This window comes from Nostoc sp. UHCC 0252 (assembly GCF_034931145.1).
Taxonomy (GTDB): Bacteria; Cyanobacteriota; Cyanobacteriia; order Cyanobacteriales; family Nostocaceae; genus Nostoc.
The window spans coordinates 72,736-89,437 of sequence record NZ_JAYGHE010000023.1 but is presented as its reverse complement, the minus strand read 5'-3'; the positions used below and the strand labels follow the sequence as shown (position 1 = coordinate 89,437).

The 16,702-nt window shown below is 38.7% G+C and carries 8 protein-coding genes; all 8 read left to right on the top strand.

Annotated elements, in window-relative coordinates; translation table 11 throughout:
- Window positions 1-720: 720 nt before the first annotated feature.
- Entirely contained in the window at window positions 721-6,075 is a 5,355-nt protein-coding gene (locus tag VB732_RS15505; RefSeq protein WP_323231762.1) for a non-ribosomal peptide synthetase, read from the top strand.
- A 31-nt stretch (window positions 6,076-6,106) separates the two neighbouring features.
- On the top strand, window positions 6,107-7,510 hold the full coding sequence (locus VB732_RS15500) for an acyltransferase domain-containing protein (RefSeq protein WP_323231761.1): 1,404 nt from the start codon (window positions 6,107-6,109) through the stop codon (window positions 7,508-7,510).
- A gap of 53 nt (window positions 7,511-7,563) precedes the next feature.
- Window positions 7,564-8,418: a 3-hydroxyacyl-CoA dehydrogenase family protein gene (locus tag VB732_RS15495; protein WP_323231760.1), complete on the top strand. Its 855-nt coding sequence runs from the start codon at window positions 7,564-7,566 to the stop codon at window positions 8,416-8,418.
- 16 nt (window positions 8,419-8,434) lie between these two features.
- Window positions 8,435-8,686, top strand: coding sequence for an acyl carrier protein (locus VB732_RS15490; protein ID WP_323231759.1), 252 nt, complete (start codon window positions 8,435-8,437; stop codon window positions 8,684-8,686).
- Window positions 8,687-8,759: 73 nt separating this feature from the next.
- The gene (locus VB732_RS15485) at window positions 8,760-9,719 is read left to right on the top strand and encodes a cupin-like domain-containing protein (RefSeq protein ID WP_323231758.1); all 960 of its coding nucleotides are present in this window, start codon (window positions 8,760-8,762) and stop codon (window positions 9,717-9,719) included.
- Window positions 9,720-9,751: 32 nt separating this feature from the next.
- Window positions 9,752-10,936 carry an acyl-CoA dehydrogenase family protein gene (locus tag VB732_RS15480; protein ID WP_323231757.1) on the top strand — a complete coding sequence of 395 codons (1,185 nt, stop codon included), beginning with the start codon at window positions 9,752-9,754 and terminating at the stop codon, window positions 10,934-10,936.
- A gap of 3 nt (window positions 10,937-10,939) precedes the next feature.
- The gene (locus VB732_RS15475; protein ID WP_323231755.1) at window positions 10,940-12,010 is read left to right on the top strand and encodes an HAD-IIIC family phosphatase; all 1,071 of its coding nucleotides are present in this window, start codon (window positions 10,940-10,942) and stop codon (window positions 12,008-12,010) included.
- Between the two features lie 161 nt (window positions 12,011-12,171).
- Window positions 12,172-16,692 (top strand): type I polyketide synthase, encoded by a 4,521-nt coding sequence (locus VB732_RS15470; RefSeq protein ID WP_323231753.1) that lies wholly within the window; start codon window positions 12,172-12,174, stop codon window positions 16,690-16,692.
- The last annotated feature ends 10 nt before the right edge of the window (window positions 16,693-16,702 follow it).

Below are 16,702 nucleotides of genomic sequence, written 5' to 3'. Positions count from 1 at the left end.
TTTGAAGGTTTGTCTTCTTGCACTTCCTTGGCTGTCGCAGGAGTGTTGATAAAAACAACAACTGCACCTGTCAACAGCAGGCTTTGAAACAACTTATCTAACTTCATTTATCCGCTTGCACTCAATCACACTACTTTGCTGTACCTGAAGACGCAATGACGCTTTTTACAAAAATTGTCATTTAAGTCTAAATTTAGTTGAATCATATTATGAAGTGATGCAAGACACAAGTTAATTAATAACTTTTTTCATTTAAAGTGAACTGTCAAGCAATAATTATTCTTGAACCAGATGTTTGCTTGATACATAATTAAGAGATTAAACTAGTAGCTAAAATCATCTATTAACAACTATTAAAAGAGCAAAAATAGCTTTTTTTGCGACTAAATTGCCCTAAATAGGATGAAATAGACCATTGATCTAGCTTAAGTATAACTTATGTATTTATGGCTTTAGATAAATTTTTGCTGATGATTAAATTTTGCTGCCTATCTAGAGCAATAAAAAACAGACATAAATAAATCTTATATATAAAGGCTATTTGATACTAAATGTCTATATTTAGTCTATTGCTAAAGCAACTTATTCTCGATAGTGTAATCAAAGGTAAATAAAAGTTAATCGCAACAACTTAGATATTTATCCAACTAAAATCACTACTTTTCTCCGATCGCAATGAGAAAAGATCGGAAGTTTATCAGGGTTGCATCTGAGCTATTTATGGATAAATTTTCTCATAGCTTCCTAGAGAATTCTCGCAACTGTTCTACAGTTGTTGAACTCTTGAACCTGAGAAGCTCTACCCAACCGAATCGAGATGCTTTTACCTTGTTGCTAGATGGGGAAGCAGAACAAGGAACGTTAACCTATCAAGAATTAGATAGATTAGCGCGTAGAATAGCTGCTCAATTACAAGCATTGGGTTTGACTGGAGAACGAGCGTTATTGCTTTATCCCGCAGGACTAGATTTTTTAGTTGCTTTTTTCGGTTGCTTGTATGCGGGAGTCGTAGCTGTAACTGCCTATCCTCCTAGAAATGAGCGCAATACACCCAGAATAAGGGCTATTGCAAAAGATGCACAAGCAGCGATCGCTCTGACGACAACAGAAATCCTCTCTACGGTACGGTCTTTAATGACAGAAAAGACTGGACTAGAGTCTTTGCAGTGGTTGACTACCGATAATCTTGCTGTTGGCATAGAAGATACTTGGCAAGAACCCTCCATCAATGGAGATACTTTAGCTTTCTTGCAATACACCTCTGGTTCCACAGGCACACCCAAGGGTGTAATGATCAGTCATCGGAACCTACTACACAATGCTGATACAACTTACCAATTTATGGGGCATTCAGCAGAGAGTAAGTTCGTAACGTGGTTGCCGATGTACCACGATATGGGTCTGATTGGTGGGATATTGCAACCTTTGTATGGAGGTTTTCCTTGCATCTTGATGCCTCCGACTTCTTTTCTGCAACGTCCTTATCGTTGGTTGCAAGCTATCTCTAAATACAAAGGTACAACCAGTGGTGGGCCGAACTTTGCATATCAGCTATGTACTCAAAAAATTACTCCTGAACAAAAACGAACTCTTGACTTGAGTAGTTGGAGTGTTGCCTTTAACGGTGCAGAACCGATTCGTCATGATACTTTATGGCGATTTGCCGAAGCTTTTGCAGAGTGTGGTTTCCGTAAAGAGGCATTTTACCCTTGTTACGGAATGGCTGAAACAACTCTGATGGTTTCAGGTGTTGAGAAGGCAACATCGCCAATTATCAAAACAGTCCAGAAATCTGCATTAGAATCAAATCGAGTCGTTGAATCATCCGATCCCGATGAGGATGTATACCATTTTGTCAGTTGTGGTCGCATCATCCCAGAACAAGAGGTAGTAATTGCCAATCCTGAAACATTGAGTAGTTGTAAGCCTAGCGAAATCGGGGAAATCTGGGTATCTGGGCCGAGTGTAGGACAAGGTTATTGGAATCGTTCTCAAGAAACAGAAGAAACCTTTCGTGCCTATCTATCTGACACGGGTGTAGGGCCTTTTCTACGAACAGGAGATTTAGGCTTTTTCAACAATGGTGAGCTTTTTATTACGGGTAGAGCCAAAGATTTAATTATCATTCGCGGTCGCAATCTTTACCCACAAGATATAGAATCAACCACAGAAAGCAGTCATCCATCCTTACGTTCTGGTGCTGGTGCTGCATTTGTAGTAGAGGTTAACCAAGAAGAAAAGCTGGTAGTTGTACAAGAATTAGAGTTTCGTGCCAAGCCAAATTTAGCAGAAGTTGTTAATGCAATTCGGCAAGCAGTTACTGAGGAGCATGAAGTACAAGTTTATGCAGTGGTTTTAATTAAACCAGGTAGTATCCCCAAAACTTCCAGTGGTAAAATTCAACGAAGTGCAACTCGCGTTCAGTTTCAGCATGGTGAACTGAATGTAGTTTTCAGCAATGTTCTCAAAATTAGTGACATTGCCACAAAGGAAACTCGACTACAACGTTCTGAACTTTTGGGGAAAGCGCCAAAAGAGCGTCAGCCGCTTTTGGAAACATATCTGATTGAACTCCTGGCGGGAGTACTTTCCATCGCACCGGAGGACATCAATATTGAAGAACCATTAAGCACACTGGGACTTGATTCGTTAAAAGCATTTGAGTTGAAAAATCGGATTGAGGTTGATTTAGAAGTAGAAGTTTCTGTTGCAGACTTCTTTGAAGGGATGAGTCCGCTTCAGCTTGTCACTAAGATTGCTCAACTGACAACAGATGCACTACCGTCAATATCCTTTACTCAAGAAGAGAAAAACACATCCATTCAGCCTTTATCTTTTGCCCAGCAGGGATTGTGGTTCATCAATCAGCTAAATCCTGATGCGCCTACATATAACATTCCTATAGTTATTAGCTTCAAAGGTTGCATTAACTTAACAGCCTTACAAGATAGTCTGAACGAAATTATTAGACGACACGAAGTATTACGAACAAGCTTTGTAGTGGTTGATGGAGAACCCGTCCAAGTTATTAATCAAGCTGTGCCCTTAACTTTGGTAGTTGAGGATTTACGATCGCTATCAGAATGCGATCGCACCCAAGAAGCACAACTGGCCATAGAATTAGCACAGCAGCCTTTTGACTTGACTGCTCAATCCCTTTTACGGATTAAAATTTTAAAAATAAATGAAAATAATTATCAATTATTAGTCACTTTGCATCATATAATTGCAGATGGTTGGTCTATCAGTATTCTGATTAAAGAACTAGCTGCCCTATATGAAGCATTCTCCACAGGCAAAGTCTCACCACTAGCTGAATTACCGATTCAGTATAGAGATTTTGTTAATTGGCAACGAAAATGGCTGGATACGGATGGCATTCAACTAAAACTTACCTATTGGAAACAAAAGTTAAGTGGTGAATTGACTGTATTGAATTTACCATTTGACCGTCCGCGCCGAAGCTTTGCTTCTTCGCGTCAGACATCGCCAGTTCAAACCTTCAAAGGCGCTCAAGCAAAATTAGTTCTTCATCAAACCCTGACAAAAGAACTAAAGAATTTGAGCCGTCAGCAGGGAGTAACTCTGTTTATGACCTTGCTTGCAGCTTTTAAAACCTTGCTGTATCGTTACACAGGTCAGACTGATATTTTAGTCGGTTCCCCAATCGCTAATCGGAACAGAGCAGAAACCGAATCATTAATCGGATTTTTTGTCAATGTTTTAGTGCTGCGTACAGACCTTTCTGGCGACCTGAGTTTTCAGGAATTGCTAGCGCGGGTGAAGTCAACGGCTTTAGAGGCTTACGTTCATCAAGACTTACCTTTTGAGAAATTAGTAGAAGAACTACAGCCAAATAGAGACTTGAGTTACAATCCCCTATTTCAGGTGATGTTCGTTCTTCAGAATGTGCCAATATCAAATCCCCAACTTTCAGATGTCTCTATTACTTGTGAGGAGGGTTACAACGGGACATCTAAGTTTGATTTGACATTGTACATGGAAGATTCCGAGCAAGGGTTAGCTGCAACTTGCGAGTACAACACGGATTTATTTAATGCAGATACTATTACCCGGATGCTGGGACACTTCCAGACTTTACTGGAAAGTGTAGTTAGGGATGGCCAACAACCCATAGCAGATTTGCCACTACTAACCCCATCTGAAGTACAACAACTATTGGTTGAGTGGAATGATACCAAAACAGACTATCCTCAAGATAAGTGCGTTCATCAACTGTTTGAAGTACAGGTAGAGAAAACGCCAAATGCGATCGCTGTTATCTTTGAAAATCGGCAATTAACCTATCGAGAGTTAAACAACCGAGCCAATCAGCTAGCACATTACTTGCAACAGCTAGGCGTGAAGCCAGATGTTCTGGCTGGTATCTGTGTAGAGCGTTCTATTGAAATGGTAGTAGGATTACTAGCCATTATGAAGGCAGGAGGTGCTTATATGCCCTTAGATCCTGCCTATCCTAAAGAACGCTTGGCTTTTACCTTGGCAGATTCTCAGGTGTCGGTATTGTTAGCACATACTCATTTAGTTAATAACTTGCCATCACATTCGGCGCAACTAGTATGTATCGACACCGACAGTATAGCGTTTGCTGATTACAGTCCAGAAAATTTAGTTAGTAGTGCGATCGCAGAAGATTTAGCTTATGTGATTTATACGTCTGGTTCTACAGGAAAACCCAAAGGAGTGCAAATTCCCCATCGCGCTGTGGTTAACTTCTTAAGTACCATGCGTCAAACTCCAGGACTAGCAAAGGAAGATATTCTTCTATCTGTCACCACCTTATCTTTTGATATTGCCGCACTAGAATTGTATCTACCACTGGTTGTTGGCGCTCGTTTAGTATTAGTTAATCGAGAGGTTATCACCGATAGTACCCAGTTGTTAAAGCAGTTAGTCTCCAATGGTGTAACAGTTATGCAAGCCACACCTGCAACTTGGAGAATGCTAGTAACTTCTGGGTGGGAAAAGCCCAATACCATGAAAATTCTTTGTGGTGGTGAAGCCCTTGACTCTTCACTTGCAAATCAGTTGCTAGAACGAGGTCAAGAAGTATGGAATTTATATGGCCCCACAGAAACCACTATTTGGTCGGCAGTACAAAAGGTATCTCAAGAACAACAACAGGGTGTTAGTTCTATTGGTCGTCCCATTGCCAACACTCAATTCTATATCTTAGATTCACATCAGCAATTAGTTCCTATAGGAGTTCCAGGTGAATTACATATTGGCGGTGAGGGGCTGGCGCGAGGTTATTGGAATAGACCTGAATTAACTAGAGAAAAGTTTATTCCTAATCCATTTGAATCAGGAAAACGCCTTTATAAAACTGGAGATTTAGCGCGTTACCGAAGAGATGGCAAAATTGAATTTTTGGGCAGAATTGACCATCAAGTAAAAATTCGTGGTTTCCGTATTGAACTAGGAGAAATTGAAGCTTTATTAGAGAAACACCCACAGGTAAGAGAAACTGTAGTATTAGCTAGGGAAGATATACCAAATGACTATCGCCTAGTTGCATATCTTGTGACTCATGAAAATGCTACGCCTTCTATAAATGAACTACGGGGATTTCTCAAAGAAAAACTGCCCGAATATATGCTTCCTTCTGCCTTTGTCCTCTTAGATGCTTTACCTTTGACACCCAACGGCAAAATAGACCGTCGTGCATTAAAACCACCTGAAAAACTGCGTCCAGAGTTAACAGCATCCTTCCAGCCACCTCAGTCTGAAATGGAACAGCAGATTGCCAAGTTTTGGCAAGAAGTACTGCATCTAGATAAAGTAGGTATTCATGATAATTTCTTTGACCTTGGTGGACATTCACTATTAACGCTGAAAGTAAATAACAAACTGCGGACGATTTTGCAGCGAGATATATCAGTAGTCACCATGTTTCAGAACCCAACTATTTACTCATTAGCGCAATATTTAAGTCAAACAACAGAAGATAAATCTGTATTTGAACCAATGCGCCAACGCATTCAAAAACAAAAAGAAGCGAACAATATCAAAAAACAATTACTGATGAGGAAATCACGAAATAATTCTCACTAAGATGAAGTGAAAAGTTTGGAGTTTTTCAAAAATGCTTAATAGCCCTTCTCGTCCTTGGCAGTTATTGTTACTTTCTGCTCAGACTGACTCAGCACTAAAAACCGCTACTGTAAACCTTGCAGATTATTTGAGGCAGAATTGTGACTTAAATCTTGCCGATATTGCTCATACATTGCAATGCGAACAACAAACTTTTAAGCATCGGCGGATGGTTGTTTGTCGGGATATAGAAGATGCTCTCATTGCCCTTGAAGATCCCAAACGGGTACTTACCAACATCCAAGAAACCAAAAAACGTCCTGTAGCTTTTATGTTTCCTGGACTTGGTACTAATTACGTCAACATGGCTTGGGAACTTTATCAAGTTGAACCCCTATTTCAAAAGCAAATTGATTACTGTTGCGAATTTCTTAAACCTCTTCTTGGTCAAGATTTGCGAGATGTAATCTATCCCCATAGAACCCAACAATATCAGCAGTCACCTCAAGAAAATTCTCCCGGTTTGGATTTGAGAAAAATGTTAGGTCGCAGTCAGACACCAGCTGATGCGAAAATATTAGCTGCAACATCTTTACTCAATCAAACTCACCTTGCTCAACCAGCTATTTTTGTCATTGAATATGCCTTAGCACAGCTATTAATATCCTGGGGAATTCGTCCGGCGGCAATGATTGGCTATAGCATTGGTGAATATGTGGCAGCGACTTTAGCAGAGGTTTTGTCTTTAGACGAAGGTTTAACTCTGATTGCCGCCAGAGCGCAGATGATTCAAAAGTTGCCAAGCGGAGCGATGCTTGCAGTTCCACTTTCGCAAACAGAGATATTTCCTCTACTCAATGACAAACTCTCGCTCTCTGCCGTCAATGGCCCATCTATGGGGGTAATCGCGGGTGAAACCACAGCTATAGAAGTTTTAGAACAACAGTTGACTCAAAGAGGTTTAGCTTGCCGCCGTCTGGAAACTTCTCATGCTTTCCACTCTCATCTGATGGAGGGTGCTACCTCTGACTTACGTGAGTTAGTAACAACGTTTAATCTCCAACCACCAAAAATTCCTTACATATCTAACGTTACAGGAACTTGGATAACAGCAGCAGAAGCTACAAATCCCGACTATTGGGTTAAGCATCTGTGTCAACCCGTCTTGTTTGCTCCAGGTATACAAGATTTGTGGAAAAAAGAGTATCCAATTCTGTTGGAAGTCGGCCCTGGACAAACTCTAGGTAGCTTTGCAATGCAATGTATAGAAAATAATCCCGAAGTCAGCCAAATTATCTTGCCCTCTCTAAGATATTCCTACGATCGCAAACCAGACTTAGCATTCTTACTTAAAACATTAGGTAGGCTTTGGCTAGCAGGAGTGCAAATAGATTGGTCGGGATTTTATGCACAGGAACATCGTCATCCTATTCCTTTACCCGCGTATCTCTTTTAATACAAAGAACTACCTGAAATACAAGAATATCCAAGTGGAGATGAGTTGAAGTTATGAATATTCAAACAGTAGGTGTTGTTGGTGCAGGCGTGATGGGAATAGGGGTTGCACAAAACCTTGCTCAAACTGATCATCAAGTTATTCTGGTAGATATTTCCGAAAATGTTCTGGATAAAGCTAAACATGAAATCAGGAATAATATCCGCTTTCAGGGTTTTTTCAAAAAAAGCGATCGCCAAGAGTCTCCAGATAGTATCATTGAGAAAATAGAGTTTTCAACCAGCTATAAATTTTTAGAGAATGCAGATTTTGTTGTAGAAAATACCACCGAAAAATGGGATATTAAAAAAGAGGTATATCCGCTCCTAGATTCTATCTGTCCAGCAGATTGTGTATTTGCTGCTAACACATCAGCAATTCCCATTACTCGAATAGCTTCAGTTACCAAACGTGCCGATAAAGTTGTCGGGATTCACTTTATGAATCCTGTACCGATGAAGCCGATGGTAGAGATGATTCGTGGATATCATACCTCTGAAACAACAATTGAGACAGCAAAGCAAATGTTGACTCAGATGGGTAAAGAATGCATCCTTGTTAATGATTCACCAGGTTTTGTTTCTAACCGAGTGTTGATGTTAACTATTAACGAGGCTATTTTTCTCTTACAAGACCAAGTTGCGACAGCAGAAGATATAGACAAAATCTTTAAAAGCTGTTTTGGTCACAAAATGGGGCCTTTAGAAACAGCAGATTTGATTGGTCTAGATACCATCTTATTTTCTATCGAAGTCTTGCACGAAAACTTTAACGATAGCAAGTACAGACCATCCCCTTTACTCAAAAAAATGGTAGATGCCGGGTTGCATGGTAGAAAAAGTGGTCAAGGATTTTACGTATATCAATAAATAGGGAATATCAATCATGAACGAAATTAAAGCTAAAATCAAAACTTTTCTTTCCAAATTTTTTGGGAATCATGATTTACAACAAGATGAAGACATTTTTGCTTTGGGCTTTGTCAATTCTATGTTTGCCATGCAACTTGTTTTGTTTGTAGAGCAAGAGTTTCAGGTTGCTATTGAAAATGAAGACTTAGAGTTTGAAAACTTTCGCACAATCAACTCTATAGCTAATTTAGTTGAACGTAAGACATCTCTTGTAATTCATCAGTAGATAAATAAAAATTCAACATTCATTATGAAAGTCATAAAACTGCATAAAGCTTTAGGAAAAGAAGGATATTAGGATGGTTATGAAAGTTCAAACTTGCAAATCAATTTTACAACTTCAAAATCCTAGTACGGAAGAATTTTTAGAAGCTTGGAATAAATATCAACCCTTTGTAATTCAAGATGTTGCCAGACATTGGAATGCTTGTAAAGATTGGTCTAATGATTATCTAATTAAGCACTGTGGAAATAATGTAGTTAGTATCCAGTTTTTCAAGAAAGAGTTTTTTGATGATTATAATAGTTTCGCGCGGGAAGTTGGTTATGATAACACAACAAAAGACATGGAGTACAAAGAATACATCAATAACTATATAAATAAAGTACATCAAAACAAAAACGATTCTGATTTAACTTTTTATTTACCAAGTGCAGTTTTTGAAAAGTCTTTTTCTGAAATTGTTAAAGATGTAAATTATCCAGAATATTTCAACAGAAAGCCATTAGTTAGCTTTTGGCATGGGTTAGCTAGTAAAAAATTCTCTTCAACTACTGTCCTTCACTTTGATGGATTTCATAATATTTTTGTTCAAATTCGGGGCAGGAAAAAAATACTTTTATTTCCTCCTTCAAATTATTTGTCATTCTATCCACCTCTTGAGGATAGTCTTGGTTTAGCAGATTATAGTAAGGTAGATCCAAATATCCCAAACTTAGAATTATTTCCTAAATTTCCTTGGCAAGAAAAAATAGAAGTCGTACTTCAAGCGGGAGAAATGCTATATATACCACCTTATTGGTGGCACTATGTAACAGCAGTAGATGAGAATATATCATTGTCATTCTTCTACGATATTGAACTTAAAGATTATTTAAAACAAAAAAATATGTTATCGACTATGTTAAATATCGCTCCTCATTATTTCTATCATGCAATCTCTTCTCCAGATGGACTATGGACTTCTATTGCTCTGCTAAAATCTCTGATTTTTCCAGGTAGTTTTACAGAGAGTATTCGAGAGAGAAACTCAAAATAACTATCTATAAATCATTACAACAAGCTATATTTATGCAACTGGAACTATCTGCTCAACAAAAAAACGCTCAAGCTGAATTTAAAGCTTTTGTTAATCAAGAAATATTTGCTAATGCTGGGGAATGGGATAGAAAAGAATTTACGCCGCCAGAAATAATTCAGAAAATAGCTCAACGTGGTTTTCTCGGTGCTATCTTACCTCAAGAATATGGTGGTATAGGAATGGACATGATTACCTATGGCATTCTCAACGAAGAAATTGGTCGGGGATGTTCTTCTATTAGGAGTTTGCTAACAGTTCATAACATGGTTTCTCATGCTTTGTGTAAATGGGGTAATAAATCTCAAAAACAGTATTGGCTTCCCAAACTTGCATCTGGAGAAATCATCGCTGCTTTTGCATTAAGCGAACCCAATGTAGGTAGCGATGCTAAAAGTGTAGAAACAACAGCAACGCTTACAGGTGATGCTTATATATTAAATGGACATAAAAAATGGATTACTTACGGGCAAATAGCAGATATCTTTTTAGTCTTTGCGAAGTGCGAGGGTAAACCCACCGCTTTTTTAGTTGAAAAAAATACTCCAGGGTTTTCAGTCAAACCAATGTCCGGCATTTTAGGTGTTAGGGCTTCAATGTCAGCAAAATTGCAGTTTAATAACTGTCAAATTCTTCAAGAAAATTTAGTAGGTAAATTAGGTTTTGGATTTTCCTACATTGCCTCTACTGCCCTTGATTATGGTAGATATAGCGTAGCATCAGGCTGTGTAGGTATTGCTCAAGCTTGTTTAGAAGCTTGTCTTAAGTATACAAATGAACGGAAACAGTTTGGCGTTTACCTTAAAGAACATCAATTAATCCGTCAAAAGATTACTCAAATGATGACTCAAGTAAAAGCAGCAAGACTGTTATGTTATCAAGCTGGTTATCTCAAAGATATTAACGATCCTAACTCGATTACAGAGACTTCTATTGCTAAGTACTTTGCATCTACAGTAGCTACGAAAATAGCTAATGATGCCGTCCAACTTCATGGTGGTAATGGTTGTAGTAGTGACTACCCAGTTGAGAGGTATCTACGAGACTCTAAAATTATGGAAATTATTGAAGGTAGTACTCAAATTCAAGAAATTACTATTGCAGAGTCAGGTTATCAAGATTATCTTTTTGCAACTGTTACTAGTGGTTTAGGTAATAAATTAGCTGAAAAAGTGTAAGATATGATTAGTATTCAAGAACAAGACTTAAATATTAAGCAAAAAGACAAAAAATTCGTTAAATGTGTCGTGTGGGATTTAGATAATACCATTTGGCATGGAGTTTTGCTGGAAGATAAGGAAGTCTCTTTACGAGAAAATATAATAAATCTTATTCACACGTTAGATAATCGTGGTATATTACAATCTATAGCTAGTAAGAATGATTACTCTACAACAATAGCTAAATTAGAAGAGTTTGGTTTAAAAGAGTATTTTTTATATCCCCAAATAAATTGGAATTCTAAGGCTTCTTCTTTACAAGAAATTGCTAAGTTGCTTAATATTGGAATGGATGCGATCGCATTTATCGATGACCAACTATTTGAGCTAGAAGAAGTTAAATTTTCCTGCCCAGAAATCCTGTGTATAAATGCAGATCAAATAGGCAATATTCTAGATATGCCAATCATGAATCCCCGTTTTATCACGGACGATTCACGAATTAGAAGGTTGATGTATATTAGTGATATTGAGCGGCAAAATGCCGAAAAAGAATTTATTGGCACAACCGACGAATTCTTGGCTACTCTCAATATGAATTTTACTATCTCTTCTGCTCAAGAAGAAGATTTACAGCGTGCAGAAGAGTTAACACTACGAACCAACCAATTAAACACAACTGGTTATACCTACTCTTATGACGAACTCAATCATTTTCGCCAATCAGAAAACCATAAACTGCTAATTGCCACCTTGGAAGATAAGTATGGAAGCTATGGGAAAATCGGTTTGATTCTGATTGAATGTCAGCCTCAGTCATGGACAATTAAGCTTTTGCTAATGTCTTGTCGCGTTATGTCGAGAGGCGTAGGGACAATTATGTTGAATCATGTTATGAGTTTGGCTCAAAGTAATGGTGTTCGTCTTTTGGCTGAGTTTGTACCAAACGATCGCAATAGAATGATGTACATATCTTATAAGTTTGCTGGGTTTAAGGAAGTTGAGAAAAATGGCAATTCAGTTATTTTTGAAAATGATTTAACTCGAATTCAGGCTGTTCCTGGGTATGTACAATTTCAAGTAATCGATTAGATTGTTGTTCCAGTTAAGGTAAAACCAAAACACTTGTAGAGACGACGATTTATCACGCCTCTTAGAGGAACCGCAGAGGCGCAGAAAACGCAGAGAGAGATAATTGGTATTCGATTTTAATTTGGTTTCTAAACCAGGGAAAACAATAAAGGTTTAATGATATGAATAAACAAGACGATAGTGAAAAAAATTATGAATTAATGGAAGGAGTTGCTATTATCGGGATGGCGGGGCGTTTTCCTGGAGCCATCAGCATAGAATCTTTTTGGCAAAATTTGCAAGATGGCGTGGAGTCATTATCTTTATTTACAGATGAAGAGTTAATCAATGCTGGTGTACCTCCGGCATTTATTAATGATAGTAATTATGTGAAAATTGGCGGTGTTTTAGAAAATATCGATTTATTTGATGCTGCATTCTTTGACCTGAATCCGAAAGAAGCGGAAGCAACAGATCCTCAACATCGTCTGTTTTTGGAATGCGCTTGGTCAGCTTTAGAAAATGCTGGTTACGACTCAACTAAGTGTGAAAGCAGAATCGGTGTTTATGCTGGTGCTAGCTTAAATAATTATTTATCTTTTGATTTGAAGAATGAGCAATTAGGATCAGCGCAATCATACCAAAAGTTGATTGGCAATGATAAAGGGTTTCTCTCTACGCGGGTTTCTTATAAATTAAATTTAACTGGGCCAAGTCTTACTGTTCAAACAGCTTGTTCTACATCATTAGTTGCTATTAACCTCGCGTGTCAAAGTTTGCAAAATTATCAATGCGACATGGCTTTAGCGGGAGGAGTTTCTATCCGATTGCCCCAAAAAACTGGTTATTTGTATGAACCAGGAGGGCCACTATCTCCTGATGGTCATTGTCATGCTTTTGATGCTACAGCACAGGGAACAACAGTTGGTAACGGTGTAGGGATAGTTGTTCTTAAACGAGTCAGAGATGCGATCGCAGATGGTGATTGCATATATGCTGTGATTAAAGGTGCGGCAATTAACAACGATGGTTCGATGAAAGTTGGCTACACAGCCCCTAGTGTCGATGGACAAGCAGAAGCGATCGCGGAAGCGGTAATGTTAGCAGAGGTAGAACCGGAGACAATCAGCTACATTGAAGCTCACGGTAGCGGTACAGCTTTGGGCGATCCGATTGAAATTGCCGCACTGACTAAAGTTTTTCGTGCCAGTACCGAGAAAAAGAATTTTTGCGCCGTTGGTTCAGTCAAAACGAATATTGGACATTTAGATGCCGCCGCCGGAGTTGCAGGATTAATCAAAACGGCTTTGGCTCTCAAGCATGAGTTAATTCCGCCAAGCTTAAACTTTGAACAGCCTAATCCTGAAATTGATTTTGCCAATAGTCCTTTTTACGTCAACACCAAGCTAACGGCATGGAAAACAGGCTCGACTCCGCGCCGTGCCGGTGTTAGTTCTTTAGGGATGGGTGGAACTAATGCCCACGTAGTTCTAGAAGAAGCCCCAACGCTTCCAGCTTCTAGCCCTTCCCGCCCTTGGCAATTGTTAGTCATCTCTGCAAAAACCGAGTCTGCGTTAGAAACTGCCACGCAGAATCTCAGCCAACATCTAATGCGACATCCCGATTTGAATCTTGCAGATGTAGCTTATACCTTGCAAATGGGGCGTAGAGACTTTAATTATCGGCAAATATTAGTTTGTGCCGATACCCAAGATGCAATTAAGGCATTGAATCAGCCAGCCTCAGAACGAGTTATCACTCAATTTCAAGACTCAGGAACTCGTTCCGTGACTTTCATGTTTCCAGGAGTTGGTGCGCTGTATGCAGACATGGGCAGAGAAATTTACGAAACTGAGCCGATGTTCCGCAAGCAGGTAGAACAGTGCTGCCTGATATTAAAACCACATCTAGAGTTAGATTTGCAATCGCTAATTTATCCCAACGAATCTGAGCAGAAAACCGCAGTAGAGATCCAACAAACTCGCTTTGCTCAAAGTGCCCTGTTTGTTATTGAGTATGCTTTAGCTAAGTTGTGGATGTCCTGGGGGATTTCTCCTCAAGCAATGATTGGACAAGGTATTGGTGAATATGTCGTTGCAACTTTAGCTGGTATTTTTTCTCTTGAAGATGCCTTGGCATTAGTGACTAGTGAGTCTTCCACGGAGTTATTAAAAAAGGTCAAACTCAATCCTCCAACAATTCCATTTATATCTAATATTAGTGGCACTTGGATTACTCAAACTGAAGCAATAGATCCTAACTATTGGGCGCAAATACAGCAACCAATCAATTTAAATGCAGAAATTCCAGAGTTACTGAAAGACAATCAACGAATTCTACTAGAAATTGGTTGTGGAAAAACTTGGAACCCTGAAGAATTAACTGTGCTGACTTCAATACCTCATCCTCACGAACAGCATTCAGATATAGCATTTTTAGTTAACACCTTGGGCCGCCTGTGGATGTCGGGAATTAAGATAGATTGGCCAAGTTTTTACGACAACGAACGCCGTCATCGTTTCCCCTTACCAACCTATCCCTTTGAACGTCAAAGTTACTGGATTGACTCAATACCATTAGATAAAAATTCGACAATTCATCCCGTTGAAAATCAGCGTTACTCTATTGAGCTAGATTCCATTTCACCAACAGCATTACAGCAATCATTAGATAAAAAACCAGATATTGCTGACTGGTTTTATATTCCAGTATGGAAACAATCCATACCCCTTGAGTTTCTCCAAGAAAAAGAAGCGACTACAGAAAAGTTACGCTGCTTAGTTTTTGTAGATGATTATGGAGTAGGAACTGAATTTGTCCAACGACTTGAACAACAGCATCAAGATGCGATCGCAGTGCAAGTAGGTGAACGGTTTAGCAAGCTCAATGAACGGATGTATATCATCAATCCGCAGCAACAAGATGATTATGATACATTACTTCAAGAACTGCAAAAGCAGGATTTTAAGCCAAATGCGATCGCTCATCTTTGGAGCGTCATACCTAATGATTCTTTGCTCAACAATGAGGTTGTAGATTATCAGGATCTCGGCTTTTATAGCTTGCTATTTTTAGCACAAGCAATAGGAAAACAAGATATTTGGGATTCTCTCAAGCTGATGGTTGTAACTAGTAATGTACATAATGTCATCGGCGATGAAAATTTATGCCCAGAGAAAGCTACAGTATTAGGGCCGTGCAAAGTAATTTCCAAGGAATATCAGAATATCAATTGCAGCAGTGTTGATTTAGTAATGCATTCTGCTCAAACTCCTTTATCCCAAAAAACTATAGATAATTTGGTAGCAGAATTAACACTACAACAAAGTAATGAAATTGTTGCCTACCGTGGCTCTCACCGTTGGATTCAAAGCTTTGAAGCAGTGCCATTAGATGAGTGCATTGCTGGAAACACTAAGTTAAAAACAGGTGGAGTTTACCTAATTACTGGGGGACTTGGGGGAATTGGTTTAGTATTAGCAGAACATCTTGCAAAGACACTAAAAGCTAAGTTAATCCTCATTGGAAGAGGGGGACTTCCTGAGCGCGGTGAATGGGAAAAATGGCTAGAAACCCATGATAGCAAAGATTCTATCAGTCGGAAGATCCAAAAAGTGCGATCGCTTGAAGAATTGGGGGCAGAGGTGGAAGTTAAAAGCGCCGATGTAACTAATTCTGAACAAATACAATTAGTAATTGCTCAAGCATTAGAGAAATTCGGTCAAATTAATGGTGTAATCCATGCAGCTGGTATTGCTGGTGGTGGTGTTACCCAACTCAAAACACGAGACATAGCCAGCAATGTTTTAGAAGCAAAAGTCAAAGGTACACTCATATTAGAAGAGGTTTTCAAGAATATAAATCTAGATTTCTTTGTGCTTTGTTCATCGAAAACTTCTATTTTGGGTGAATTTGGACAGATAGATTATTGTGCAGCTAATGCCTTTCTAGATGCTTATGCTCACTGTCATAGTTCCACCTCTAATCGATTAACAACATCAATCAGTTGGGATACGTGGCAAGAAGTTGGGTTTGCGGTAGAAACTGTATTACCAGATAATATTAAACAAGAACGTGCCGAAAGTATAAAAAAAGGCATATTACCTCAAGAAGGTATCGATGCTTTTAATCGCATTCTGGGAATTAGGCTACCTCATATTGTTGTTTCAACCCAAGATTTACCAGCTTTAATTAAGCAAAATAATTCTCCTCAGTATTTACAAGAGAAATTAAGGCTTTTGGATTCAAAGTTATCTACAGTTAATCTTTCCAAAGCCAAACACCCCCGCCCGAATTTAGGTAATGATTACATTGCTCCCGAAAACGAAATTGAGCAAATACTAGCTGATATTTGGCAAGAAATTTTGGGAATTGACAAGATAGGTATCCACGACAACTTTTTTGAGTTGGGAGGGAATTCAATCAATACAATTCAAATTGCTGCCAAAGCTAACCAAGCAGGTTTAAAATTAACATCTCAACAGTTTTTTCATTACCAGACAATTGCTGAATTAGCAATAGATTTGTGTATTACTGACACTATCCAACCCGAACAAGATTTAGTAGCAAAAGAGTTACACCTCACACCGATTCAGGATCAGCCTGTAGAGTCTGAAAAATATACACCATCTGATTTTCCTAGAGCCAAATTGAACCAACAACAATTGGATAATTTACTCTTAAAAATTAACCAAAAGAGGTAAAAAGCACCTA

Coding starts and splice junctions, on each gene's coding strand:
- VB732_RS15490 (WP_323231759.1), top strand. CDS start 8,435: ATGAACGAAATTAAAGCTAAAATCAAAACTTTTCTTTCCAAATTTTTT.
- VB732_RS15485 (WP_323231758.1), top strand. CDS start 8,760: ATGGTTATGAAAGTTCAAACTTGCAAATCAATTTTACAACTTCAAAAT.
- VB732_RS15480 (WP_323231757.1), top strand. CDS start 9,752: ATGCAACTGGAACTATCTGCTCAACAAAAAAACGCTCAAGCTGAATTT.
- VB732_RS15495 (WP_323231760.1), top strand. CDS start 7,564: ATGAATATTCAAACAGTAGGTGTTGTTGGTGCAGGCGTGATGGGAATA.
- VB732_RS15475 (WP_323231755.1), top strand. CDS start 10,940: ATGATTAGTATTCAAGAACAAGACTTAAATATTAAGCAAAAAGACAAA.
- VB732_RS15470 (WP_323231753.1), top strand. CDS start 12,172: ATGAATAAACAAGACGATAGTGAAAAAAATTATGAATTAATGGAAGGA.
- VB732_RS15500 (WP_323231761.1), top strand. CDS start 6,107: ATGCTTAATAGCCCTTCTCGTCCTTGGCAGTTATTGTTACTTTCTGCT.
- VB732_RS15505 (WP_323231762.1), top strand. CDS start 721: ATGGATAAATTTTCTCATAGCTTCCTAGAGAATTCTCGCAACTGTTCT.